Below are 23,343 nucleotides of genomic sequence, written 5' to 3' on the forward strand. Positions count from 1 at the left end.
GGATTCCGACATGACAGCGGCCGAACGCCCACAGCGTGACCCAGCCCGGCAGCCCGGGGGCTCCATTGCGCCATCGGCGGCATGTCACCTGCCGTCGGTCACCTCGGCGAACTCGTGGGCCGGCGTGCGGCGGGTATCCGCGAACCGGTATATCCGGGGCAACTGTTCCGGACCTCCCTGTGGCCTACAACCAAGTGCGTTCCTCACGAGTCTTGATCTTCCGAGGCAGTCGCACGCTGCCCCGCACGATCAAGACCGAAGGAACGCATGAACCGACCCAGAGGAACGACGGTCGCCACCGCGAGCGCCGTCGTACTCGCCACCGCGGGCAGCCTGCTCACCGCGGCAGCCCCCGCGTCCGCCGCCGTGACCTGTGCCTCGCCCGTCTTCACGCGGACGTTCTACGCGAACACCACCTTCACCGGGACCCCCAAGGGCACGGACTGCGACTCCGTGATCGACCAGAACTGGGGCACGGGGGCGCCCGGTTACAAGGGCATGCCCTCCAACAACTTCGGCGTCCGCTGGTCCATGACCCGCGACTTCGGCTCCGGCGGGCCCTTCACCTTCACCGCGTCCTCCCGCGACGGCATCCGCGTGTACGTCGACGGCGTCCGCAAGGTCGACGTGTGGAAGAACGTCGCCAACACCGTCTCCAAGACCGTCAACCTGACCATCCCGTCGGGCAAGCACAGTCTCCGCATCGACTTCGTCAACTGGACGGGCGCCGCGAACGTCAAGTTCGCGTACACGCCGCGCACCACGGCGACCGTCGACAAGGTCAAGCCCCTGGTGCCCACCGGGACCACCGCCGTCTACAGCACGGCGACCACGTCCACCAAGGTCAGCTGGGCGGCGAACAAGGAGATGGACTTCGCCGGGTACCGCGTGTACCGCCGGCTGAAGGGCGCCGACTACCCCACGAAGCCCCTCGCGACCACGACGGCCACCTCGTGGACCGACACGACCGTCCCGAAGGACGGCAACGTCTACTACTACGAGGTCCGCGCCTACGACAAGGCCGGTAACACCTCCTCGGGCACCGCGGACCTCGGCGTCACCACCGTCGACCGCACCGCCCCCGCCGCCCCGAAGGGCGTCGAGGACAACTGGGCCATGGGGAGCCCCACCAAGATCACCCTGTACTGGGACAGCAACAGCGAGCCCGACCTCGCCGAGTACCGGGTCTACCGCTCGACCTCCCTGCCGGTCGCCCTCACCCCGGCCAACCGGCTGGCCTCCACGGGCGGCGGCTACAGCGGACCGCTGCCGCAGACCGGTGACATCTACTACTACGTCGTCACCGCCGTCGACACGCACGGCAACGAGTCCCCGGCCTCGGGCTCCGCCGAGTACTACAGCGACGACCTGACCGGCCCGGTCGACACCCCGCTCGGCACCCGGGTCACGGAGGGCGAGACCGGCGTCACCGTCACCTGGGACGCCTCCGAGGGAACCAGCTCCGACTTCGCGGGCTGGTCGGTCTTCCGGGCGCTCAAGCCGCGCGCCTCCGGAATCACGGTGTGGGAGATCGCCGAGGGACTGAAGGGCACCACCACCTTCGTCGACAACACCGTGAAGCCCGGCACCACCTACTACTACTGGGTGGTCGCCAAGGACTGGGAGGGCAACCCGGGCACTTCGTCCACGGACCTCCGGGTCGACGTGGCGGGCAACACGACCGCGCCCGCCGCGATCGAGGGCGTCACCACGGTCCCGAAGGCGAACGGCGTCACGGTCTCCTGGAAGGCGAGCGGCGACCCGTCACTCGACCACTACCGGGTGCTGCGCGGCACGTTCGCCGACGGGCAGTGGGACTGGACCCCGGTGGGCGACCGCACCAACGAGCGCCCATGGCTCACCGGGACGACCTGGCACGACGTCACGCCCGCCGACGGCCAGCAGGTGCGCTACGCCGTCGTGGGCGTCGACCAGTACGGCAACCAGCTCACCCCGGACACCGGCGCGACCGTCACCGCTGTCACCGAGCTGGACCTCCGTCCGACCGTGGCGCCCGCCACCGGCTCGCCCTTCACCTGGGTCCGCCCCAACGGGCCGAGGGACTTCAACCTGTACCTCGAGGACACCACGAACGAGAACGGCAGCGAGGCCACCGGGTTCAACGTCCGCCGCTGGAACCCGGCGACCGGGACGTTCGACCTCCTCGGCACGGGCCAGATCTCCTACCCCATGTCGTGGCACGACGCCGACCAGCCGACGTCGACCACGCTCTTCTACCGCTTCACCGTCCTGTACGCGGACGGTACGGAGTCGGGAGCGACCGAGATAGCCGGCGCGATCGCCTGAGCCCGTCGCGGGTGGCCATCTGCTCCAGCAGCCCAATGACGTGCTGCTGGAGCAGACCCACGGTGAGCGCGCGCCCCTAACCGCCTACGCTGTCGCGGTCAGTGGATCGGGGTGCGCCGCCACGTAGTCGCAGGCCGCTTCGGAGAAGGCCCGGACGCGGTTGTTGTCCGCTGCGGAAAGCCAGATCAGGCGCCATTCGTACGCCGGGGCGCCCTTGATCGGGACGAACGCGACGTCGGGGCGGGCGTCGTACACACTCGCGTGGGACGGGACGGGGAAGACCCCGTGGCCTCCGCCGACCAGCGCCCACATCTCCTGGATGCTGCCGAATTCCGTGCTCCGCCCGGAGCCCCGGCCCTCCGGCGCTCTGCCGGGGGCGAACGAGGAATCCGCCTGCCCCGGAGCGAACAACCGCTCCGCGCCCTCGGGAGCGGCCCCTCGGGCCGCCTGTCCCGAGGGTGCCCGCGGCCGCAGCACCTCGTACCGGGCGAGCTCCGTCATTTCCACCGCTTCCCGCCGCGCCAGCGGATGCCGAGCCGAGACGGCGAGCATCGGCGCCTCCCGGAACAGCATCGGGCCCGCGCTGTGGTCGGGTGCGAGCGTCGATACCGGTACCGCGAAGTTGTCGATGAGCAGGACGTCGATCACATCGTCGTGCAGTGGCGCCGTCCCGTCGGCGAAGCGGCTCTCGTGCAGCCGTATCTCGCATCCCGGATGCCGGGTCCGCAGCAGCTCCGCCGCGCGCATCACGAACTGTGCGGTGGCCGTCCCCAGGAACCCGACGCGCAGCACGCCGTCCAGGCCCCGGCCCGAGGCCACCGCTCGCGCGAAGGCGTCCAGGAGCTCTTGGTACGCGGGCTTCAGGTCGTCGAAGAGGCGTCGCCCGATCGCGGTGAAGGCCACCCGTCTGCTGGTCCGCTCGAAGAGGGCCGCGCCGACCGACCGTTCCAGCTTCTGGACCGTCTTGCTGACCATGGCCACCGAGACGTGCAGCCGCTCGGCGCTGCGCCCGAAGTGCAACTCCTCGCCGACCGTAAGAAAGATCTCGATCTCACGCCGCTCCACGACTCCCCCTATCGTCAACCCACAGGTCAACGATCCTTGCAGGAATGGCAGTTGATGGCGATCCCCGGGTGGCCGAGGCTTTGAGCACACCGCAGGAACGCGGTCACCGAAGCGCCATCCACGAAAGCCGAGGCGATCACCATGACTTCTCCCGCACTCACCCTGGTCCTGGGCGGGACCGGTAAGACCGGACGCCGTGTCGTACGGGAGCTGACCGGTCGCGGCCACGTGGTCCGGATCGGCTCACGGTCCGGCGGGATCCCCTTCGACTGGAACGACTCCACGACATGGCAGCCCGCCCTTGCCGGTGTGGACGCCGTCTACGTCTCCTACCAGCCGGACCTCGCCGTCCCCGGCGCCCCCGAGGTGATCGGCGCCTTCGCCGAACGTGCGGTACGGACCGGAGCACGCCGTCTGGTGCTGCTCTCCGGGCGCGGCGAGCCGGAGGCCGAGGCCTGCGAGAAGGCGCTGGCGGCCTCGGGCGCGGAGTGGACGGTCCTGCGTGCCGCGTTCTTCGCCCAGAACTTCAGCGAGGGAGACTTCCTCGGTCCGCTCCTCGACGGGGAGCTCGCCCTGCCGGTCGGGGACGTCGAGGAGCCGTTCGTCGATGCCGACGACATCGCCGAGGTCGCCGCCACCGTCCTCGCCGAAGGCGGGCACACCGGCCGCACCTACGACCTGACCGGCCCCCGACTGCTCACCTTCGCGCAGGCCACGGCCGCGATCGGAGCGGCGGCCGGCCGCAAGATCGGCTACGCCACGGTCCCTGCGGACGCCTACGCCGCCGAACTCGCCGCGCACGGCGTCCCCGCCGACGTCACCGGCCTGCTGACCTACCTGTTCACGAGTGTTCTCGACGGCCGTAACGCGTATCTCGGTGACGGCGTCCGGCAGGTTCTCGGCCGGCCGGCCCGCGACTTCACCGACCATGCCGCCAAGGCCGCGACCACCGGTGTCTGGACCCCCGAGGCCACCTCGTGAAGACGCTCCAGACCGGGACCCTGCTCGCTTCCGTCCTCGCTTCCGGCCTGATGGCGGGGCTGTTCGCAGCCTTCGCCTACGCCGTGATGCCGGGGCTGCGCGGTACCTCCGACCACACGCTCGTGGCGACGATGCAAGGCATCAACAAGTCGATCCTCAACCCTGTGTTCATGCTGCCGTTCATGGGGTCGATCCCGCTGATCGCCCTGGCGGTGTTCCTCGCATGGCGCGGTCACGGGCGGCCGGCGTTGCCCTGGCTCGTCGCCGCGCTCGTGCTCTACCTGGCCGCGTTCGCGGTGACCGTCGCGGTCAACGTCCCGCTCAACGACCGGTTGGAGCGGGCCGGCGACCCGGGCTCCATCGGAAACCTGGCCGCCGTCCGCGAGCAGTTCGAGGCGGCCTGGGTCACCTGGAACATCGTGCGCGCGCTGTTGCACTCGGCGGCCTTCGCCTGCCTGGCCTGGGCCCTGGTCCTGTACGGCGCGGACGGGTTCCCCACCGATCGGGCAGCAGCGCCCACCTCCCACGGGACCGGCGCGCTGCTCCGGACAGACCCCGGTCCCCTTGCGCACGACGGGCACGGGGCCGGCCACTGACGCGGTGTGCCTCCCCTGGGAGAACGTCGGCGCTACCCCGGGTACGGTTCCCCGCAGGCACTGCAGAACCTGGGGTTCCGGTCCGCCGAGAGCCGTCCGCACTCCGGGCAGACCAGGTCCAGCATGCACGGGGACTCGCCGCCCTCGTACGCCGCCGCCGGGGCCCGGACGGCCGGCTTGATCGTCAGCCCCGGACGGCGGCGGTGGACCGTCAGGTACGTCATCCCGTCCGGCCCCGCCTCCAGGGCGCGGCGGGAGGTGCGGGGCAGCCAGGTGACCGTGGTCGGGGCGAGGTCCAGGGTGGCGCCGCCCGTGAGCAGGCTCCCACCGCCCGCGAGGACGACCAGCAGCACGTCCAGCACGTCCTCCTGGTGCTCCCCCACTGCGGCGTCCGGCGGCAGGTGCACGACGTTCGCGTCCAACTCCCGCCCCTGCTCGGCGAGGTGCCACAGGGCGCCGCGTTCGCCGGGGGCGGCGGAGGCGAGCAGATCTTCCAGTACGGCAAGCACCCGAGGTGTCGCGTTCACGCCGCGGCCTCCTCGTCGTACCGCTCCCGGGCCTCCTGGACCTGGTCGAAGTTGGTCTCGGCCCAGGTCTTCACCGCGGACAGCAGACCGCTCAGGCTGTGCCCGAGCTCCGTCAGTTCGTAGTCGACGCGGACAGGCACGGACGGTGTCACGGTGCGCGTGAGGAGGCCGTCGCGCTCCAGGGAGCGCAGCGACTGGGTCAGCATCTTCTGGCTCACCCCCGCGATCCTGCGGCCGAGGTCGCTGTAGCGCATCGGGCCCTCACGCAGGGCGCTGACGATCAGGCTGACCCACTTGTCGCCGAGGCGGCCGAGCAGCTGGTTGGTCGGGCATTCCCTGAGGAAGGCGTCGTAGGCGGATCGGGCCTCCTCGCGGCGCTGGGCCGCGGTGCGTGTAGCCATGTGTCTGCTGCCTCCGGTCCTACCTGTGGGTGGCCTACGCACCTCGGAGTACGTACTTACCGAAAGAGAGTAACTCTTCCTAGGTTTGTGGGGCGGGAGAAACCCGCACCGTTCGCGGGCCGTGTGGCCCGGGGGAATCAGGGAGATCGATATGCGCGCAGTGGTGGTCAAGAGGTTCGGCGGACCCGAGGTGGTGGAGGTCGTGGATGCCTCGCTGCCCGAGCCGGGTCCCGGCCAGGTGCGGATCAAGGTGGCCGCGGCAGCCCTCAACCCGGTGGACGCGGCGTACGGCGGGGGATTCCTCGTCCCGCTGCCGGAGGACGGGCTGCTGGGGCTCGGCTGGGATGTGGCGGGGACCGTGGACGCGGCGGGCGCGGGGGCGCCGTTCGCCGCCGGGGCCGAGGTGGTGGCGCTGGCGTACGGGCCGGCTCCGGCCAAGGCCCAGGCCGAGTACGTGGTGGTGGACAGCACGGCGGTCGCGCCCGCCCCGGCATCGGTGGACGCGGCCCACGCGGCGACCGTGCCGCTGAACACCCTGACCGCCGCGCAGGCACTGGACCTGCTGGACCTGTCCCCCGGGTCCACACTGCTGGTCACAGGCGCGGCGGGTGCGGTCGGCGGATACGCGGTCCAGCTCGCCCACCGGGCCGGGATCACGGTCGCCGGGGTGGCAGGAGCCGCCGACGAGGAGCTCGTACGGTCCTTCGGCGCGGACCGGTTCGTGGAACGCGGTGCGGCGGCGGGCCCGTTCGACGCGGTGCTCGACGCGGCCGTGCTGGGCGCCGACGCGCTGGCGTACGTCCGGGACGACGGTGACTACGTGGGCGTCATCCCGCAGGCGGGCCCTCCGGGCGTGCGGGGCATCCGGGTCCAGGTCGTGGAGGTGGCCGCCGACGGCAACCGGCTCGCCGAGCTGGTGAAGCTGGTCGACGCGGGCGTCCTGACACCGCGGGTGGCGCACACCTACCCCCTGGAGCAGGCGGCCGACGCGTACCGCCGTCTCGCGGAGGGCGGTGTACGGGGGCGGCTCGTCCTGGTGCCGCGAACGGGCTGACTACGCTGTCCCCTTCGCACGCCGTCGAGCCGAGGGGACGCCGCCGTGGACCGCGAGCCGGACGAGAAGTACCCGCCGACCGAGCCATACGACCAGGGGATGCTCGACGTCGGCGACGGCAACCTCGTGTACTGGGAGGTCTGCGGCAACCCGGCCGGCAAACCGGCCCTCGTCGTCCACGGCGGTCCGGGCTCGGGGTCCGGCCCCCGGCCCCGGCAGTACTTCGACCCGGACCTGTACCGGGTCGTCCTGTTCGACCAGCGCAACTGCGGCCGCTCCACCCCGCACGCGAGCGACCCGGCCGCCGACATGCGGCACAACACGACACCCCACCTGATCGCCGACATGGAGCTCCTGCGCACCCGCCTCGGCATCGGGAAGTGGCTTCTGTACGGGGGCTCCTGGGGCTCCACGCTGATCCTCGCGTACGCCGAGCAGTACCCGGAACGCGTCTCGGAGATCGTGGTCGCCGCGGTGACGACGACCCGGCGCAGCGAGATCGACTGGCTGTACCGGGGCGCGGGGCAGATCTTCCCCGAGGCCTGGGACCTGTTCCGGGCCGGTGTCCCGGAGGCGGAGGGGCCGGACGGCCTCGTCGCCGCGTACGCCCGCCGGATGGAGAGCCCGGACCCGGACGTACGGGCGAGGGCGACGGCCGACTGGTGTGCCTGGGAGGACGCGGTGCTGTCCATGGAGGCGTACACCGGTCCGGCCCCGTACAGCGGCCGGCCGGACCGTGCCCAGGAGGCCTTCGTCCGGATCTGTTCGCACTACTTCGCCCACGCGGCGTGGCTGGAGGAGGGCCGGCTGATCCGCGACGCGGGCCGCCTCGCCGGTATCCCCGGCGTCCTGGTGCACGGCCGCTTCGACCTGGCCGGGCCGCTGACCACGGCGTGGGAGCTGGCCAAGGCGTGGCCGGACGCCGAGCTGAAGGTGATCGACACGGCGGGCCACCTGGGCGGCCGGGCGACCAGCCGCGCGGTGCTGGCGGCGCTGGACGGCTTCGCGCGGCGGGGGTGAACCGAGTACGCCGCGGGCGTACGAAGGCCGCCGCCCACCGGAGCGGGCGACGGCCTTGATCGTGCCCGGTCGATCACCAGGCGAAGGCCTCCGGAGACGGGCCGGAACCCGGGAAGATCTCGTCCAGGGACGCGAGGAGCTCCTCGCTCAACTCCAGTTCGAGGGCGCGCAGCGCGGAGTCCAGCTGCTCCTGGGTGCGCGGGCCGACGATCGGGCCGGTCACGCCGGGCCTGGTCAGCAGCCACGCGAGGGCGACCTCGCCGGGCTCGAGGCCGTGCTTGTCCAGCAGGTCCTCGTACGCCTTGACCTGCTCACGGACCTCGGTGCGCTCCAGCGCGCTCGCCGAACGGCCGTCCTTGCGGCGCTTGCCCTCGGACTCCTTCTTGAGTACACCGCCGAGCAGGCCGCCGTGCAGCGGCGACCACGGGATGACGCCGAGGCCGTACTCCTGCGCGGCCGGGATGACCTCCATCTCCGCGCGGCGTTCGGCCAGGTTGTACAGGCACTGCTCGCTGACGAGTCCGACGCGGCCGTGCGCCTTCGCCAGCTCGTTGGCCTGGGCGATCTTGTAGCCGGGGAAGTTGGAGGACGCCGCGTAGAGGATCTTGCCCTGCTGGACCAGGACGTCGATGGCCTGCCAGATCTCCTCGAACGGCGTGTGCCTGTCGATGTGGTGGAACTGGTAGATGTCGATGTAGTCGGTCTGCAGGCGCTTGAGGGAAGCGTCCACGGCCCGGCGGATGTTCACCGCGCTGAGCCGGTCGTGGTTGGGCCAGACGGTGGCTCCGTCACCGGCCATGTTCCCGTACACCTTGGTGGCGAGGACCGTCTTGTCGCGGCGTCCGCCGCCCTGGGCGAACCAGGTGCCGACGATCTCCTCGGTACGGCCCTTGTTCTCACCCCACCCGTAGACATTGGCCGTGTCCACGAAGTTCAGACCTGCGGAGAGGGCGGCGTCCAGGATGCCGTGACTGGTCGGTTCGTCTGTCTGCGGACCGAAGTTCATCGTGCCGAGGACGAGTCGGCTGACTTTGAGTCCGGTGCGTCCGAGCTGCGTGTACTTCATGGGTCACAAGCCAACTGCTTCGAGCCCACTCCAGGCAAGTGCCGCCGTGCGCCGGCGCCTCATGGGCGCGGCCCGTCCGGTGGGGGACGGGCCTGCCTGCCGGTCACACACGATCTGCGGATCGTCTACGACCTCTGGCGATCATTCACAACAAGGCGCCTAGGACCAGCCGTTGTCGTCCAGCAGGGCCGCCGGGCCGGGAGCGGACCAGCCGTTGTCGTCCTGCGGGGCCGCCGGGGCGGGGGCCGACCAGCCGTTGTCGTCCAGCAGAACCGCCGGGCCGGGGGTGGACCATCCGTTGTCGGCAACGGTCCGGGAAGGGGTGGACTCCAGGACGGACTGACCGATAATGAGCGCCAGGGCCGCGGCGAAACCAGAGACGATCAGGGCGATACGAGCAGAGAACGACTGCATGTGGAGTGTCCTTTGGTGAGAGTCCTGAAAAAGGGCCGGACGGGGCGTCGCTGTGCTTCGAAGAGCGGCTGTGTCAGGTTTGGCCGAGTTCCGGCTGCCTTCGACAACGTCAGCTTGCCGCGATTGCGGCCTGCTCGGCAGGGCATCTGACCCGGGTTATTCACGCCTGTCGCAAACACGAAGGGTGGAAGGCAATGCAGCATTTCGAGGAGGGAGCTCCCGATGCGGAGCTGACTCCCGACGGCCTGAGGCTCTATGAGTACGCGGCCGGGGTTCCCTCGTTCACCCCGTCCGAAGCCCGGTGCGCGCTCGGCATGGACGAAACGGAGCTGGTCACGGCCGTGAAGCGGCTGGAGGCCCTACGGCTGCTGCGGCGGGACGCCGACTGTCCGGACCGGCTCACCGTGGTCTCGCCCCAGTTCGCGGCCGGCCAGCTGCTGTGGCCGATGGAGCATCAGATACGGCAGCAGTCGGAAAGCGTCGACCGGATACGGACGGCCCTCTCGGCGTTGGGCCCCTGCTACCAGAACGGCCAGCAGCGGCAGCAGGCCAAGGAGGTGGAGCTGCTGACCGACATCGCCGACGTACGGCGGCTCATCGACCAGCTGACGGACAGCTGCCGGACCGAGGCGCTCCATGTGCAGCCGGGAGGCGCCAGGGACCCCGAGGCGCTGCTCAAGGCGCGGGGCAGCATGGAGCGGTTGCTGGAACGCGGAGTCAGCAGCCGCTCGATCTACCAGCACCCGGCCCGCTACAGCCAGCACACGGTGGAGTTCGCCGAGTGGATGATGGAGCGCGGGGCCGAGGTGCGGACCCTGGCGGACGGCCCCGACCGCATGCTGATCTACGACCGCAAGGCGGCCGTGGTCAGTGTGCAGGGCGACTCCGCCCACGCTCTCGTGGTGTACGAGCCCAACCTCGTGGCGTTCATGGTGTCCTCCTTCGAGACCGCCTGGCGGGCAGCCGAGCCCTTCCCGGTCGGCTTCGACCGCGAGTGGGCCAAACAGGTCTCCGAAGACCTGCGCCAGTCGATCGTCCGGCTGCTGACCGAAGGGCTGGACGACAAGGTCATCTCGCGGCGGCTGGGCATGTCGGTGCGGACCGTGCAGCGCCACGTCGCCGAGATCATGCGCTCACTCGACGCGAAGAGCCGTTTCCAGACCGGCTATCTGATCGGTCTGGACAGGGGCGGTTCTCCGCCCGCGTGACCGGGGCGGAGAACGGCGGGCGGCTCACCACGGCGCGGCGGCCCTGCTCGTGGGCCGGCCGACGCCCCGACGGCTGTATCCGACGGTCATCGCGCGGACCACGCTCGGGGTGATCCGCTCCGCGAGCAGCGGCTCCAGGACGGCACCGAGCGCCGTCGCGAGATGCAGGTTCTCGTCGTCCTCGGCGTGTGCCGCGGCCCGGGCGGCCGCCAGTTCCACCCAGGCCAGCCCGGCCGGTGGGTCGCCGGCCAGGGTCATCACGTACTCGTACTCGGTCTCGTAGGGACCGCTGTCCGGCGACCGGATCCACCACGGCGGTGGATACATCGGGGCGGTCACCCCGGCCTGCCCCAGCGGGGGCACCGGCGGGGCGACCAGGCGAGGGGTCCGGCCGGTGAGCCGGGCAACGGCCCGCAGCGCCGCGTCGGCCGGGTCGGTGTTCCCGGGCCAGTCCTCGCCGGGCAGTTCGAGGCCACCGCCGGGCAGGACGCCGAGGAGCCAGGGCTCCTGGCCGTCCGGCCCGGAACCGGGGCCGTCGCTTCGGGCGTAGACGAAACAGCGCAGGCCCTGCGCGAGGGTGGCGGGGTCGACGGGGATCACCGGGTCGGCAGCCGGTCGGAGAGGCCGAGCACCAGGAGGGCCAGATTGACCCCTGGCCTGCCGAGTTCCTCGCTGTAGCGGTCGATGGCCGCGTTCTCCTCGGCGAGTGAGGTCCGGGAGTTTCCGGAACTCACGCGGGCGTGGGTCTGCCTCCGGGCGGCCTCCGCGCGGCGGCCGACGAGGTGGATGATCTGCTGGTCGAGAGTGGCGATGTCGTCGGACATTGAGTGCTCCATTTCCGGTGCGTCGTCTTCGGGTACGTGGTCTTCGCGGTGCGGCCGGTGTCGGTCAGCCGGCGGGTACGAGACCGGGGTCCGTGGGGGCGGAGGTGGTGGTGCGGGTCCTGCGGCGCAAGGTCGTGAGGGCGACGAGCGCGCAGAGCCCGGCGAGCGGCAGCCAGACCCAGGCCGCGTGGTCCAGGGAGATCAGCGCGACGCCGATCGAGGGGCCGAAGAACATGCCGACGCCCATCATCGAGTTGCACAGGGCGCTGGCGCGGGTGAGCTCGCGGTCGGGGACCTTGGAGATCAGCCAGGGGTGGAAGGAGCAGGAGTACGCGCACTCGCCGACGGCGAAGAGGACGGCGTACGCCAGCAGTCCGGTGAGCCGTACGGGGCCCGGGCCGAAGGCCGTGAGACCGGCCACCAGGAGGCCGGCGGCCCACAGCGCGACGGCGATGCGCAGGCCGTGCTCCTCGGGGCGCTTCTCCAGCAGCTTGGTGATCGGCCGCTGGGCGGACACGATGACCACGACGTTCAGGGTGAGCATGACGGAGATCCAGCCGATGCCCGTGTCCATGAGGTGGTCGGCGACCAGGGGGGCGGTGGCCTCGAACTGGCTGTAGCCGATCAGGTAGGCGCCGAACTGGAAGAGTGCGGCGCCGAGGGCGGCCTTGATGAGCATGCCGGTGCCGAAGGCGTGGACGGCCGCTCCGGTGGACTTCCCGGCCGGCTCCCCGTCGTCGGTTCCCGTGGTCCCACCCGCCTCGGCGGTCTCCGTCGGCTCCGCGATCTCGGGGACCTTGCGGGCCAGGCCGAGCGCGAGGGCCACCGGCAGGTACCCGACCGCGTTCGCGACGAGCAGCCAGGTGATGGCGTCGCGGGAGAAGACGGTGAGGACGAGGCCGGCCAGCAGTGAGCCGCCCGCGAGGGTGGCGTTGAGGATCTGGTAGCGGCGGGCGAAGACCTGACGGCGCTCCTCCGGCGGTACCAGGGAGTTGACGATCGGGATGATCGCGGCCATGAAGCAGCCCTGGCCGGCGCCGCCCAGGACGGCCGCGGCCGCGGCGGTGACGAGGTTGTCGCCCTGGGTCAGGAGCAGGAAGCAGCTGAGCCAGAGCAGCAGGCCGGTGATTCCGAGAGCGTGCCGGGGGAAGCGTACGGCCGCCGAGGCGAGCAGCAGCGAGACGGCCAGGTTGGCGAGGCCGGAGACGCCGTAGTAGACGGCGACCCCGGCGGTGCCGATGTCCGGCTGGGCCGCCAGGTGGATGCCGATGAACGGGAAGACCATGCCGTAGCAGAACGACGACAGGCCGTGCAGGACCAGGATGCGGTTGACCGACCTGCGGCGCAGCGCGGTCAGGCCGTCGGGCGTCCGGAGCATGGGCGTACGAACCTTCCTTGGGATCAGCGGGATCGGCGATCAGCGGGACACGAGAGCGAGCACCCGGGCCGGGCTGCCGGAACCGCCGACGATGGGCAGCGGCGCGGTGATCAGCACGGCGCCCCGGGGAGGGAGCCGGTGCAGGTTGCGCAGCTGGGTGATGCCGTACTTGTCCGCGCCGTGGAGGTACCAGTGGCAGGGGTAGGGCTGGTCCCCGAACTCGCCGGCCTGGCCGGCGTCGGTGCCGACGGTCTCCACGCCGACGCCGATGATCCCGGTCTCCTCGGCCAGCCATCGGGCGCACTCGGTGGAGATGCCGGGTGTGTGCCGCCCGTTGAGGAAGTCGTCCTGGGAGCCCTGCCGGGACTCCCAGCCGGTGCGGTAGAGCAGCCAGCCGCCCGGGATGAGCGGGCCGTGCTCCTCCTGCCATGCCTCGACGTGGTGGCGCTGGAGCAGGAAGTCGGAATCGGCGGCGGCCTCGGCGGAGAAGTCCAGTACGCACGCGGGGGCGACCAGACGCTGCGGCGGGACCTGGGACACGTCGTCGAGGTCCTTGCCGGTGACCCAGTGGATGGGGGCGTCGAAATGGGTGCCGGTGTGCTCGGAGAGGCGGATGTTGTTCCAGTAGACGGTGGGTCCGGCCTCGTCGTAGTGGCTGATCACCTCCCGTTCGAAGGCCCACGGCTGACCGCGCTCCGGCGGGAGCTGGATCAGTGGGGTCTCCTCGTTGAGGGGTGACGTGAGGTCGACGACTTCCACGGAGCCGTCGAGCAGGCCGGCGAGCAGGGGGGCCGTCGGGCTGGTGGGCCTGGAGTCCACGGAGACGGAGGAGGTCATGTCACTTCTCCCCGGTGGTGTGGACGATGGTGGACCAGTGCCGGTAGTCGGGGTGCTGGCCCCGGACCACCGAGTCGTACAGGTCCTGGAGCTTGCGGACCATCACGCCCGGGGTCCCGTCGCCGACCGGGATGCGGTCGAGGCTGGTGACGGGGGCGACCTCGGCGAGGGTGCCGGCGACGAAGATCTCGTCGGCGGTGTAGAGCTCGGTGCGGTCGATCTCACGGCGCTCCATGGGGATGCCGAGTTCCTTCCGGGCGAGCTCGCCGACCGTGGCGACGGTGATGCCTTCGAGGACGCCGCTGGTGCCGGGCGGGGTGACGAGCTTGCCCTCGTGCAGCATCGCCACGCAGGAGCCGGGGGCCTCGGAGACACTGCCTCGCTGGTTGAGCAGGAGCGTGGTGTCGTAGCCGTTGCGGATCGCCTCGTGGTGGGCCAGGCGGCTGTTGTGGTAGTTCGCGCCCGCCTTGATGCGCGGCGGCATGGAGTCGTCGCTGATGCGGCGCCAGGAGGAGACGGTGGCGGCCAGACCGCCGTCGAAGCCCCGGCCGCGCGGGGCGCGGGTGGAGGTGATGTGGACGCCGGCGTCGTCGGTGTGGCTGAGCGGATCCGCGTTCGGGCCCATGTTGAAGTACGCGACGACGCAGATGTGTACGTCCTCGTCGAACGCGTTGGCCTTGAGGACGTCGAGTACACCGTCCTTGAGCTCGTCGTCGGTGTACGGGATCTCCATCCGCAGGCTCTTCATCGAACGGCGCAGCCGGGCCAGGTGCTCGTCGATGCGGAAGACCGCGAGACCGCTCTCGCCGGGGCGGCGGTAGGCGCGCAGCCCCTCGAAGACGTTGGCGCCCCAGAACGCGCCCTGGGAACGGGCGTGGACGGTGCACTTGTCCCAGTCGACGACGGCGCCGTTGAGCCACGCGTGAGTGGGGAGTTGGGGTGTGGTCACTTCGTACTCCTGATGCGGGATACGGGAAGAGGGAGGGGTCAGGCAGCGGCTGCGACGCGCTCGCGGGCCGGGGCGGTGGCCGCGGCGCAGCGGGCGAGTGCGGCGGCGAAGAGCTCGGGCCGGGCGGTGTCGGCCAGTGCGCCGATGTGTCCGTCCGGCCGGACGATCAGGCAGGTGCCCTCGGGGGCCAGGTACGCCTCGCGGAGCACGCTGTCGCGGTCGCGGAGCACGGTGACGCCGTCGGGCATGTCGGCGGCGGGGCCGGCGGTCGGGACGGCGAGCTCGCCCTCGCGGAGGACGACGACCAGGTTGGTTTCCAGGCCGCGGGTGTCGGCGAGCGCACGCTCGGCGAAGGCGCGGGCGGCGGCCCGGTCCTGGGCGAAGTGGAGGACGGTGAACCCGGCGCCGTACAGCTGGCGGATACGGGCGGCGCCGGGGGCGGTGATCCGCGCGTCGGGTGCGAAGGCACCCAGCAGGGGGTGCAGTTCGGCGGACTGGATCACGGGTGAGTCGACGTACGTGTGCGGTTCGGCCATCCTGCCGCTGTTGACCTTGTCGCGGGCGCCCTGGAACGGCTGGGAGAGGGACAGCAGCACCTTGCGGGCGAGCCGGCGCACCAGGTTCGGCGGCACCATGAACTTGATGGTCGCCTCGGTGACGGCGAGGTTCTCCCTGGCGGCCGCGTAGCGCTCGTCGTGGTAGGTGTCGAGGAGGGAGTCCTCCGCCTTGCCCTGCATGACCAGGGCCAGCTTCCAGGCGAGGTTGTCGGCGTCCTGGATGCCGCTGTTCATGCCGCGGGAACCGTACGGCGGCAGGGAGTGGGCGGAGTCGCCGGCGAAGAAGATCCGGCCGAGGCGGAACTTCTCGACCACGCGCTGGTGGAAGCGGTAGGTGGACAGCCAGTCGATCTCGTAGTCGACATCGCCGATGACGGCGCGCACCCGCTTGTCGAAGCGGCCGTCCGCGCGCTCGGCCTCGATGTCGGTCTCGGGGGCGAGCTGCCAGTCGATGCGCCAGATGTCGTTGGGCTGCGGGTGCATGACCAGCTGGCGACCCGGGTTGAAGGGCGGGTCGTAGTGGAAGTGGCGCTCCTTGGCGAGCGGCAGCTTCACCTTCAGGTCGGTGATCAGGAACCGGTCGCGGTGGCTGTAACCGGTCCACTCGACGCCGGTGAGCTTGCGCACGGGGCTGCGGACACCGTCGCAGGCGATCACGTACTGGCAGCGGTAGTCGCGCGGGCCGTCCGGGGTGTCCGCGGAGACGGTGACGGCGTCGCCGTCCTGCTCGACCCCGGTGACCTCGTGGGCCCAGCGGACCTCGCAGAGCGGGTCGGCCTCGGCCTTCTCCAGCAGGAGCTGCTCGATGCGGAACTGCGAGATGTTCACGAACGGGCCGTAGCCGATCCGGCGGGTGTACTCGGCGGCCCGTATCTCCTTGCCGCGCACATAGGTGCGGGCGGTGGTCCAGGTGACGCCCTCGGCGCCGATGGTCTCCGCGCAGCCGAACTTGTCGAGGGTCTCCAGCACGTCGCCCTGGATGAGGCACGCCTTGGAGCCCTGCTTGCGCAGCTCGGGGTCGCGCTCGAAGAGGACGCTCGGGATGCCGAAGGAGGCGAGGCGGGCGGCCAGGGTCATACCGACGGGACCGGCGCCGACGATGCCTACGGGGATCAGTTCGCTGTTCATGCTGTCTCTTCGCTCTCTGTGCGGGGCGCGGCGCCGACGAGGGCGTCGGTGCGGGCGACGGTGTCCGTGTCGGGGGTCTCGGTGACGCTGCGGAAGACCGGGATCTTCCGTACCGAGCTGAGGTACGGGGTGCCTTCGGTCGCGCCGGTTCCGGAGCGGGTGCCGAGCATCCGGACGGCGATCCGGTAGTGCGTCTGGCGCCAGCGGCGCAGGGAGCCGGCGAAGCCGAGCATCGAGGCGGTCAGCAGCTGACGGTCGGCGTCGCTGAACCGGCTGTCCGCGAGGGCGGCACCGCAGGCGTCGTCGAGGGTGGGCTGACCGGCCAGGACCCGCTCGTGCACCTCGGGCGTGGAGCGGTAGGCGGGAGACTCCAGCCGCTCCTTGTCCGGCACCCGGCACAGGGACTCGACCAGCTTGTAGTTGCGGGACTGGATGGCGCTCGCGCCGTCGGTGAAGTCCCGGAAGACGCGGAAGGATTCGACCTGCATGGTGGCCAGCAGCGAGAACAGCGGTGCCGACTCGGCGAGAACGGTCTCGGCGACCGCGAGGTGCCCGGTCGCGGAAGGAAGCGAACTGGGCCGGGCGCCGTCCAGGTCGCCGATGGCCGTACGGATGCTCAGGGCCAGCAGCGCGAAGGTGGTCTCGAAGGTCTGCAGCACGCGGATGAACATGTGCTCGTCGTGCGATATGTAGACCGGCAGCATGCTGAGCTTCAGCACCTGGCGCTCACGGGGGTCCAGCAGCTCGCCGTCCACCAACTCCCATAGCTGGGCGGCCTGCTGAGCCGGTTCGGCGGCGTCGAGCCGCTCCCCGTACCCGAGCCTGGCGAGCGCGGGCCTGGCCACCCGGACCGCGAGCCGGCAGCGCTTCTCCACCATCCGGGCGTCGGGCCGCATCTCCGGGAGCCACTCGGTGCGCCCCTCGGCGGCGGCCAGCTCGAACCGCAGGAGGTCGGCCAGGAGCTGGACCGTCAGCCGGTCCCGGGTGACCCGGGCGGCCGCGGCGGCCTCCGGCCCGTCGTCGGCGGTCGGCAGGCCGAGCACGCTGAGGGAGGTGTACGAGGGGTAGTCGTACCGGCCGTCCCACTTGTCGAGCGCGGTGTCCAGGAAACGGTCGAGCAGCAGGCGGTCCGCCGCGTCGGCGCGCGTGGGCGCCTCGGGGGCGAGCCGCTCCCTGGCCAGGGCCAGGGACTTCAGGATCTCGTCCGGTACGAAGTGCTTGCCGACGCGGTGGAACTCGTGGGTCACCGCGGGGTACGGGAAGTGGCCGGGTACGGGATCGGCAAGCCAGTCGGTCAGCTCTTTCACGCGGCGGGTCTCACTTTCGGGAGCGGGACGGAAAGGGCGGGGCCGGTCAGCGCGCGGAACTCGCGCATGGCCTGGCAGAGGGCCTCCACGTCGTCCGTGGAGTTGTAGTAGTGGAAGGACAGGCGCACGACGGGCCCGCGAGGGCTGACGGCGATGCCCTGGCCCGCGAGCCAGCCGGCGAGGGCGCGCGGGTCGGCGTCGTACAGGCCGAGGTGGGCACCCTGCAGTTCCGGCCTCTCGGCCTTGCGGACCCGTTCGCCCTGGGCGACGAGGGTGCGCGCGGTCCGGTCGGTCAGGGCCCCGACGTGGCGCCGTACGTCGGCCATGTCGACGCCCCGGAACAGACCGAGCGCGGCGTTGGCCGCGTACACGGCGGGCACCGCCGGGGTGCCGGTCTCGAACCGCCGGGCGATGGCCGGGAAGTCGAGCCGCAGCGGGTCGAAGGCCATCGGCTCCACCCGCCCGAACCAGCCGGTGAGCTGCGGATCCTGATCGCTGGTCAGACCGGCGCGGGCGTAGAGGAAGGCCAGACCGGGGAGTCCGGCGAGGTACTTCATCGTTCCCGCGACGAGGTAGTCGCAGCCGATGTCCGCGACGTCCACACCCATGACGCCGACGGCCTGGTAGGCGTCGACGAAGGTCAGCGCCCCGGCCGACCGGCCGGCCTCGACGATCTCCGCGACCGGCGGCCGCTCGGCGAACTGGTAGGTGGACATCGGCACCGACACCAGCGCGGTGCTGTCGCCCATGACCGCCGTGTAGTCGGAGGCGCGGACACGGCCGGTGCTCTGGTCGCCCGTGAAGATCACCCGGGCGCCGCGCGGCCGCTGGGCGAGCCAGACGTGCGCGACGGACGGGAATTCCTCGACGGTGGTGACGATGTCGACCCGGGTCTCCAGGGACAGCGTGGAGACCACTTGGTAGGCGCCGACGGAGGCGTTGGGCAGGATCGCGATCTGGTCCGGACCGGCGCCGATCAGGTCCGCGAAGCGCTGCCGGGCCTCCTCGATCTCCTGCTCGAACCGGGCCCAGGGGGCGCCGTGGGCCGAGATGGCCTCCTGCATCCGCTCCAGTGCCTCGTCGACCGCGTCGGACCGGGCGCCGAGACTGCAGCTGGCCAGGTGGACCGTCCGCTCCAGCATCGGGAAGCCTCGGCGGAACGCCGCGGCCGAGACGTCCCCGACGGCACGGCCGGCGGTGGGCGCGGTGGCCGGGACGGGTGCTGTGGCGGGAGCGGGCGCGGTGGCCGGGGCGGGCGCGGTGGCCGCGCTGCCGCGGCTCATGCCGTACTCGTCCCGGCGGGCGGCACGCCGCCGCCTCCGGTCATCGGGCAGGCCGGCGGCGCGGCCTCCGTGGCGTACTCGGGAGCCGGTTCGTCGTCACCCATGGGACCGGAGAGGGTCAACTCGGTCCGCAGTTCCCACAGTTGCGGGAAGAACTTGTGGCTGATCAGCGTGGCCAGGAAGTCGCTGGGCGCACCCTTGGTGCCGACCACGGAGTGGCCGATGACACGGGTGACCATCTTGTAGTGCTGGGTGCGCCACAGCGAGATCCGCTCGTCCCAGTCGATCATCGCCTCGGCCAGCCGGTACTCGGCGGTGTCGTGGCCGCTGAGGTAGACCTCCACGAGGTCCGTGCCGCGGGCCTCGATCAGTCGGCGGAAGGACTTGTCGAGGTCCTGGCTGACCATCCGGACCGCTTTCCAGCCCGGGGACTCGAAGCCCGATCCGTGCCCGAGGACGGTGCGGATGATCTGGAAGTCCGAGGGGGCGAGGTGCCGCATCATCTCCAGCTGGTCGGCGGTCATCCGTACGCCGAGAGAGGCACGGCCGAGCAGCCGGGCCGCTGTGTCCAGCTGCCCCGCGTCGATCTGACGGCCCGCCTCCGCGACCTCGTAGCAGGCGAGTTTGAGCCACAGCTCGGTCGACTGGTGGACGATCTGGAAGAGCATCTCGTCCCGGTGGATCATGTCCTCCGGGCGGCGCTGGATCGACAGCAGCGTGTCGGTCCGCATGTAACGCGTGTAGTCGTTGTCCCCTTCTCCGTCGAGTACGGGAACCGAGTAGTCCTTGGACACGGTGCTCCTGTCAGGCGTTCGTCGTGGACAGGGCGAGCGGCTCGGCGCGTACCCGGAAGTCCGTGGCGGTGGCGGTGATGGCCGCCTCGGTGGCGGCGCCGTCGGCAGCCCGGAAGCGGAACCGGCCGCCGACGTGCTCGTAGTAGGCGTCCGCGTCGGGCAGTACCTCGCCCGGATGCAGGACGACCTCGGCGTACGGGCCTCGGGCACGGCCGGTCATGGAGGTGGACTCCGTGATCCGGCAGGGCCGCTCGGCCGGGGCGGGCATGAGCATCCAGCCGGCCACCTCTTCGGCGGCGGACGGCGCGGCGGCCGCCTGCGGCACCGGCGGCACCGGGCGGTCCAGCTGCAGCTGCCAGGCGGCGTGCATCAGGTCGTAGCCGTGCACCTCGCGCCAGAGGAAGGGGATCTCGGCGCCGCCGACGCGGGCGCCGCACTCCAGGAAGCGGCAGACGGTGCTCCCGTCCGGGGACCGGTCGAGGAACAGTTCGAGGTGGAAGACGGTGGCGCGGCCCGGGGAGAGCGCGCCGAGGTAGGCGGTGGCGGCGAGGTCGATGGCCGCGTTGACCTCGGGGTCGTCGATCTCGACGGAGCCGAGGAACGTACCGCCGCGAAAGCCCAGACAGGTGTTGAGGTAGCGGGAGGCCCGCCAGGCCAGCAGCCGCTGACCGTCGAAGACGCCGTCCACATGGGAGATCGGGGCCTCCACGAAGGCCTGCACCAGCATCGGTTCGCTGTCCAGGTCCAGGCCGGTGACGTCCTCCGGGCCGTCGACCCGGACCACCCCGGCGCTGGAACTGCCGGTGCGCGGCTTGACGATGACCGGCCAGCCGGCGTCCGCGCCGAAGGCGAGTACCGCGGCGGTGTCGGTGGCGGCGGCGAAGGCCGGCACGTCCAGGCCGGCGTCCGCGACGGCCCGGCACATCACGTACTTGTCGCGGAAGACGATCTGCGACGGCTGTCGGGGGCCCGGGACGTCCCACTCCTCGCGGAGTGCGGCGCCGACCAGCAGGTCGTCCTCCTTGAGGGCGACGATCGCGGCGGGCGCGCCGTGCCGGGCGGCGAGGGCGCGGACCTCGGTGCGGACCCGGTCCAGGTCGTCGGTGGCGGGTACCAGCACGACCTCGTGGGCCTGGGACGGCACGGAGCCGGTGCCGACCTCGGTGGTCACATAACTGACCCGGTTCTCGGCGTGGTCGATATAGCTGGTGAATTCTGCGTATCGCTCGCGCCAGCGGTTGATCACGACAATGTGCGGACGGTCGGTCATATGTGGGACTCCTCGAATTCTGCTTCCGGGTAGGTGAATACGCAGGTGCCGCGGGTTCCGGAATTCGCGTACGTGATCACGGCGCCGTCCCGCGGTTGCAGGGCGCGGCAGAATGCGCCACCGAATCCCTGGGGGGTGACGAAGATCCCCCAGTTCGCGACCCATTCACCGGTGCTTCCGGTCTCCGGATCGACGACCGGTTCCAGGGCGGGTACGACCAGTTCCTGCGCGACGTAGTCCCGTACGGCGGTGGCCTCCAGGGCCTCCTCCCACTGGGCGTCGGTGACATCGCGGCCGATCACCACGCCGTCGGCGCTGTACCCGATGCCCGGCTTGAGGACGAGCTCGGCACGGTGCGCGCGGGCGTGGGCGAGTGCGTCGCCGGAGCCTTCGGTGCCGAGCACCCAGGTACGCGGCAGCACGCGGTCGACCAGCTCCCGCTCCGTGTCGGTCAGCGCCGCGCGGACGGCCGGCAGGTGCAGCAGACCGAGTGCGGCCTTGCTGGTGAACAGGGCTCCTTCGAGCGGGGTGAACTGGGCGGTGCGGCCTGCCGCGTGGGCCCGGTTGAGCCGTGTCAGGGCGGCCCGGGCGACCGGGTCGCCGGCGATCTGGCCGGCGGCGAAGTAGCGCAGGACGACATCGACGGGGCGGCCGTGCAGGGCGAGCTTGCCGTCCGCTTCCTCGGTCAGTTCCTGGATCTCGCCGAGCAGCAGCTCGATGCCGTGCCGGCTCATGTCCTCCTGGATGGAGAGGAAGACGCTGTTGTGGTCGCCGAGCGCGTCCGGGCCCTCGATCAGGGCCACCACCGGACTCACCGGGTCGGCGCCCTTCACCCCGGCCGCCGCCGCACGCAGTTCGGCCACGAGGTGGTCCATGGTGTCGGTGTGGCCGAGGCCGTTGGCCTCGGCGAAGGCGCGGAAGGCGGGGACTTCGAGGAAGGCGCGGTTGAGCTGGGCGCTGTCCACACCGCCGAGCTCGCTGCCGACGTTGAGCTCCAGCAGCCGGAAACCGGTGCCGTCGTGGAAGGCGTCGGCGCGGGCGTACAGCAGAGGGTCGCCGGTCGCGCCCTCGCTCATCACCTCGACCAGTTCCGCGGGCAGCCCGATGGCCGCGCCGTAGCGGTCGAGGTCGCCGTCGAAGCAACGGCCCGGGAGGGAGACGAGGATCCGGAAGACCGCCGCGAGGTCGTCGGCGAAGGCCCCGATCTCCCGCTCGGAGACGAAGATCGGGCGGGGCAGCAGGACGTGCCCGTAGGCCTTGCCGTACTCCGCCGGGACGGCGGTCCGCGAGGTCAGGGTGCGTAGTCCGCTGTCCGGATTCGCTGATTCCGTGAGGTAGCGGACGGTGGCTGAATTCTCCATGGGCGGTCTCCTTTTCTTCCGGATCGGGGCGTGCCGGATCGCGGCGGCGCCGGAAAGCCGGGGTATTCCGGGAACGTGAGAAGGGGTGGTGGATCGAAGAATCGAAAGCAGTCGAAGAGCTCGCGCATTCGAAGGAGTTCGCACCTTCGAGAAGGTGCGGGTCCAGAGGCGATGGAGCGATCCGCGGTGACGTGATTTCACTGTGGCACCGCCGTCGGCCGCCGGCGGTGCCGCCCGGGATGCGCGTTTACGGCTGTCGTGAATACGCCAGGGTGATCCCGGAGGCCATAATGGGACGGACCCGGGTGAATCGGCAGGGGCGGGGTTCGGCACGGTTGCGCACCGCTCGGCCTGCTGCTTACCTACTCATCATTCAGGAGGCCTGCGCCCCTCCGGACGATCCGCGGTGACACCGGACCGTCCACAAGGGAGAACACGCCATGCCCCGCCTGCAGTTCATCGTCGCCAGCACCCGCCCCGGCCGCGTCGGCCCCGCCGTCGCCGCCTGGGCCGCCGGGGAGGCCCGCCGGCACGGCGGCTTCGACATCGAGACCGTCGACCTCGCCGAGGTCGCCCTGCCCTTCTTCGACGAGCCGGAGCACCCCTCCGAGGCCGCGTACGTCCACCAGCACACCAAGGACTGGAGCGCCACGGTCTCCCGCGGCGACGCCTACGTCTTCGTGATGCCGATGTACAACGGCACCTTCACCGCGCCGCTGAAGAACGCCATCGACTTCCTCTACCAGGAGTGGCAGGACAAGCCGGTCGCCCTCCTCAGCTACACGGCCGGCCCCTCGGGCGGCGTACCCGCCGTCGAGGCGCTCCGTCCGATCCTCACCCGCATCGGCTTCCGCGCCGCCGAGCGCAGCATCTCCGTCCCCGGCATCGCGGAGCTGACCGGTCCCGACGGGTTCCGGGCCCCGGACGGCCTCACCGGCGAACTGGCGGGCGTGCTCGACGAGGTCGCCAAGCTGCTCGCCGACGCCGACGCCGCCCCCGCGCAGGTCTGAGAGGAA

Annotated in this window: 23 protein-coding genes; 7 read left to right on the plus strand and 16 right to left on the minus strand. The window is 71.2% G+C overall.

All coding sequences use genetic code 11. The annotated features are described in order from the left end of the window. Positions 1-267: 267 nt before the first annotated feature. Positions 268-2,307, plus strand: coding sequence for a fibronectin type III domain-containing protein (locus ACFW9O_RS04695; RefSeq protein ID WP_384604961.1), 2,040 nt, complete (start codon positions 268-270; stop codon positions 2,305-2,307). A gap of 84 nt (positions 2,308-2,391) precedes the next feature. On the opposite strand, the gene ACFW9O_RS04700 is transcribed toward ACFW9O_RS04695, so the two are convergent. Further along, entirely contained in the window at positions 2,392-3,372 is a 981-nt protein-coding gene (locus ACFW9O_RS04700; RefSeq protein WP_384604964.1) for a LysR family transcriptional regulator, read from the minus strand. 141 nt (positions 3,373-3,513) lie between these two features. Here ACFW9O_RS04700 and ACFW9O_RS04705 point away from each other — a divergent pair, with 141 nt between their 5' ends. Next, the gene (locus tag ACFW9O_RS04705; RefSeq protein WP_384604967.1) at positions 3,514-4,353 is read left to right on the plus strand and encodes an SDR family oxidoreductase; all 840 of its coding nucleotides are present in this window, start codon (positions 3,514-3,516) and stop codon (positions 4,351-4,353) included. Next, the gene (locus ACFW9O_RS04710; protein ID WP_384604969.1) at positions 4,350-4,949 is read left to right on the plus strand and encodes a DUF1772 domain-containing protein; all 600 of its coding nucleotides are present in this window, start codon (positions 4,350-4,352) and stop codon (positions 4,947-4,949) included. The genes ACFW9O_RS04705 and ACFW9O_RS04710 overlap by 4 nt, the downstream gene beginning before the upstream one ends. 32 nt (positions 4,950-4,981) lie before the next feature. Here the strand turns inward: ACFW9O_RS04710 and ACFW9O_RS04715 are convergent, their stop codons facing one another. Then, the gene (locus ACFW9O_RS04715) at positions 4,982-5,476 is read right to left on the minus strand and encodes a hypothetical protein (protein WP_384604971.1); all 495 of its coding nucleotides are present in this window, start codon (positions 5,474-5,476) and stop codon (positions 4,982-4,984) included. Continuing rightward, positions 5,473-5,877, minus strand: a complete 405-nt coding sequence (locus ACFW9O_RS04720) for a helix-turn-helix domain-containing protein (protein WP_351165440.1) — start codon at positions 5,875-5,877, stop codon at positions 5,473-5,475. The genes ACFW9O_RS04715 and ACFW9O_RS04720 overlap by 4 nt, the downstream gene beginning before the upstream one ends. 151 nt (positions 5,878-6,028) lie before the next feature. Here ACFW9O_RS04720 and ACFW9O_RS04725 point away from each other — a divergent pair, with 151 nt between their 5' ends. Further along, on the plus strand, positions 6,029-6,931 hold the full coding sequence (locus ACFW9O_RS04725) for an NADP-dependent oxidoreductase (protein ID WP_384604974.1): 903 nt from the start codon (positions 6,029-6,031) through the stop codon (positions 6,929-6,931). 45 nt (positions 6,932-6,976) lie between these two features. Beyond that, positions 6,977-7,951 carry a prolyl aminopeptidase gene (pip, locus tag ACFW9O_RS04730; RefSeq protein ID WP_384604977.1) on the plus strand — a complete coding sequence of 325 codons (975 nt, stop codon included), beginning with the start codon at positions 6,977-6,979 and terminating at the stop codon, positions 7,949-7,951. 73 nt (positions 7,952-8,024) lie between these two features. Here the strand turns inward: pip and ACFW9O_RS04735 are convergent, their stop codons facing one another. Continuing rightward, the gene (locus ACFW9O_RS04735) at positions 8,025-9,017 is read right to left on the minus strand and encodes an aldo/keto reductase (protein WP_384604979.1); all 993 of its coding nucleotides are present in this window, start codon (positions 9,015-9,017) and stop codon (positions 8,025-8,027) included. Between the two features lie 159 nt (positions 9,018-9,176). Next, positions 9,177-9,431: a hypothetical protein gene (locus tag ACFW9O_RS04740; RefSeq protein ID WP_384604982.1), complete on the minus strand. Its 255-nt coding sequence runs from the start codon at positions 9,429-9,431 to the stop codon at positions 9,177-9,179. 194 nt (positions 9,432-9,625) lie between these two features. On the opposite strand from ACFW9O_RS04740, the gene ACFW9O_RS04745 reads away from it, so the two are divergent. After that, the gene (locus ACFW9O_RS04745) at positions 9,626-10,639 is read left to right on the plus strand and encodes a LuxR C-terminal-related transcriptional regulator (RefSeq protein WP_384604984.1); all 1,014 of its coding nucleotides are present in this window, start codon (positions 9,626-9,628) and stop codon (positions 10,637-10,639) included. 24 nt (positions 10,640-10,663) lie between these two features. On the opposite strand, the gene ACFW9O_RS04750 is transcribed toward ACFW9O_RS04745, so the two are convergent. From ACFW9O_RS04750 to ACFW9O_RS04800, 11 genes are all read right to left on the minus strand, one after another. Further along, positions 10,664-11,239: a hypothetical protein gene (locus ACFW9O_RS04750; protein ID WP_384604987.1), complete on the minus strand. Its 576-nt coding sequence runs from the start codon at positions 11,237-11,239 to the stop codon at positions 10,664-10,666. After that, on the minus strand, positions 11,236-11,463 hold the full coding sequence (locus tag ACFW9O_RS04755; protein ID WP_351165456.1) for a chorismate mutase: 228 nt from the start codon (positions 11,461-11,463) through the stop codon (positions 11,236-11,238). The genes ACFW9O_RS04750 and ACFW9O_RS04755 overlap by 4 nt, the downstream gene beginning before the upstream one ends. Before the next feature lie 64 nt (positions 11,464-11,527). Continuing rightward, positions 11,528-12,841: an MFS transporter gene (locus tag ACFW9O_RS04760; RefSeq protein ID WP_384604990.1), complete on the minus strand. Its 1,314-nt coding sequence runs from the start codon at positions 12,839-12,841 to the stop codon at positions 11,528-11,530. A 39-nt stretch (positions 12,842-12,880) separates the two neighbouring features. After that, positions 12,881-13,678 carry a cyclase family protein gene (locus ACFW9O_RS04765; protein ID WP_351165460.1) on the minus strand — a complete coding sequence of 266 codons (798 nt, stop codon included), beginning with the start codon at positions 13,676-13,678 and terminating at the stop codon, positions 12,881-12,883. Position 13,679: 1 nt separating this feature from the next. Next, a complete protein-coding gene (gene ilvE, locus ACFW9O_RS04770; RefSeq protein WP_384604993.1) occupies positions 13,680-14,627 on the minus strand; it encodes a branched-chain-amino-acid transaminase in 948 nt (315 codons plus the stop codon). A gap of 38 nt (positions 14,628-14,665) precedes the next feature. Further along, positions 14,666-16,312 (minus strand): FAD-dependent monooxygenase, encoded by a 1,647-nt coding sequence (locus ACFW9O_RS04775; RefSeq protein WP_384604996.1) that lies wholly within the window; start codon positions 16,310-16,312, stop codon positions 14,666-14,668. Beyond that, a complete protein-coding gene (locus tag ACFW9O_RS04780; RefSeq protein WP_384604999.1) occupies positions 16,309-17,619 on the minus strand; it encodes a tryptophan 2,3-dioxygenase in 1,311 nt (436 codons plus the stop codon). Before ACFW9O_RS04780 ends, ACFW9O_RS04775 begins: the two co-directional genes overlap by 4 nt. After that, positions 17,616-18,902, minus strand: coding sequence for an aminotransferase class V-fold PLP-dependent enzyme (locus ACFW9O_RS04785; protein ID WP_384605001.1), 1,287 nt, complete (start codon positions 18,900-18,902; stop codon positions 17,616-17,618). Before ACFW9O_RS04785 ends, ACFW9O_RS04780 begins: the two co-directional genes overlap by 4 nt. Continuing rightward, positions 18,899-19,696 (minus strand): tryptophan 2,3-dioxygenase family protein, encoded by a 798-nt coding sequence (locus tag ACFW9O_RS04790; protein WP_384605003.1) that lies wholly within the window; start codon positions 19,694-19,696, stop codon positions 18,899-18,901. Before ACFW9O_RS04790 ends, ACFW9O_RS04785 begins: the two co-directional genes overlap by 4 nt. A 10-nt stretch (positions 19,697-19,706) precedes the next feature. Further along, the gene (locus ACFW9O_RS04795; RefSeq protein WP_384605006.1) at positions 19,707-20,966 is read right to left on the minus strand and encodes an acetyl-CoA carboxylase biotin carboxylase subunit family protein; all 1,260 of its coding nucleotides are present in this window, start codon (positions 20,964-20,966) and stop codon (positions 19,707-19,709) included. Further along, a complete protein-coding gene (locus tag ACFW9O_RS04800) occupies positions 20,963-22,327 on the minus strand; it encodes a hypothetical protein (RefSeq protein ID WP_384605009.1) in 1,365 nt (454 codons plus the stop codon). Before ACFW9O_RS04800 ends, ACFW9O_RS04795 begins: the two co-directional genes overlap by 4 nt. A gap of 440 nt (positions 22,328-22,767) precedes the next feature. On the opposite strand from ACFW9O_RS04800, the gene ACFW9O_RS04805 reads away from it, so the two are divergent. Continuing rightward, positions 22,768-23,337, plus strand: coding sequence for an NADPH-dependent FMN reductase (locus ACFW9O_RS04805; RefSeq protein ID WP_384605012.1), 570 nt, complete (start codon positions 22,768-22,770; stop codon positions 23,335-23,337). The last annotated feature ends 6 nt before the right edge of the window (positions 23,338-23,343 follow it).

The organism is Streptomyces sp. NPDC059499 (assembly GCF_042749285.1).
Lineage (GTDB): Bacteria > Actinomycetota > Actinomycetes > Streptomycetales > Streptomycetaceae > Streptomyces.

Excerpts from the sequence above, each read along its gene's own strand:
- ACFW9O_RS04695 (WP_384604961.1), top strand. The coding sequence starts at position 268 with ATGAACCGACCCAGAGGAACGACGGTCGCCACCGCGAGCGCCGTCGTA.
- ACFW9O_RS04705 (WP_384604967.1), top strand. The coding sequence starts at position 3,514 with ATGACTTCTCCCGCACTCACCCTGGTCCTGGGCGGGACCGGTAAGACC.
- ACFW9O_RS04720 (WP_351165440.1), bottom strand. The coding sequence starts at position 5,877 with ATGGCTACACGCACCGCGGCCCAGCGCCGCGAGGAGGCCCGATCCGCC.
- ACFW9O_RS04725 (WP_384604974.1), top strand. The coding sequence starts at position 6,029 with ATGCGCGCAGTGGTGGTCAAGAGGTTCGGCGGACCCGAGGTGGTGGAG.
- ACFW9O_RS04735 (WP_384604979.1), bottom strand. The coding sequence starts at position 9,017 with ATGAAGTACACGCAGCTCGGACGCACCGGACTCAAAGTCAGCCGACTC.
- ACFW9O_RS04740 (WP_384604982.1), bottom strand. The coding sequence starts at position 9,431 with ATGCAGTCGTTCTCTGCTCGTATCGCCCTGATCGTCTCTGGTTTCGCC.
- ACFW9O_RS04745 (WP_384604984.1), top strand. The coding sequence starts at position 9,626 with ATGCAGCATTTCGAGGAGGGAGCTCCCGATGCGGAGCTGACTCCCGAC.
- ACFW9O_RS04755 (WP_351165456.1), bottom strand. The coding sequence starts at position 11,463 with ATGTCCGACGACATCGCCACTCTCGACCAGCAGATCATCCACCTCGTC.
- ACFW9O_RS04760 (WP_384604990.1), bottom strand. The coding sequence starts at position 12,841 with ATGCTCCGGACGCCCGACGGCCTGACCGCGCTGCGCCGCAGGTCGGTC.
- ACFW9O_RS04765 (WP_351165460.1), bottom strand. The coding sequence starts at position 13,678 with ATGACCTCCTCCGTCTCCGTGGACTCCAGGCCCACCAGCCCGACGGCC.
- ACFW9O_RS04775 (WP_384604996.1), bottom strand. The coding sequence starts at position 16,312 with ATGAACAGCGAACTGATCCCCGTAGGCATCGTCGGCGCCGGTCCCGTC.
- ACFW9O_RS04785 (WP_384605001.1), bottom strand. The coding sequence starts at position 18,902 with ATGAGCCGCGGCAGCGCGGCCACCGCGCCCGCCCCGGCCACCGCGCCC.
- ACFW9O_RS04795 (WP_384605006.1), bottom strand. The coding sequence starts at position 20,966 with ATGACCGACCGTCCGCACATTGTCGTGATCAACCGCTGGCGCGAGCGA.
- ACFW9O_RS04800 (WP_384605009.1), bottom strand. The coding sequence starts at position 22,327 with ATGGAGAATTCAGCCACCGTCCGCTACCTCACGGAATCAGCGAATCCG.
- ACFW9O_RS04805 (WP_384605012.1), top strand. The coding sequence starts at position 22,768 with ATGCCCCGCCTGCAGTTCATCGTCGCCAGCACCCGCCCCGGCCGCGTC.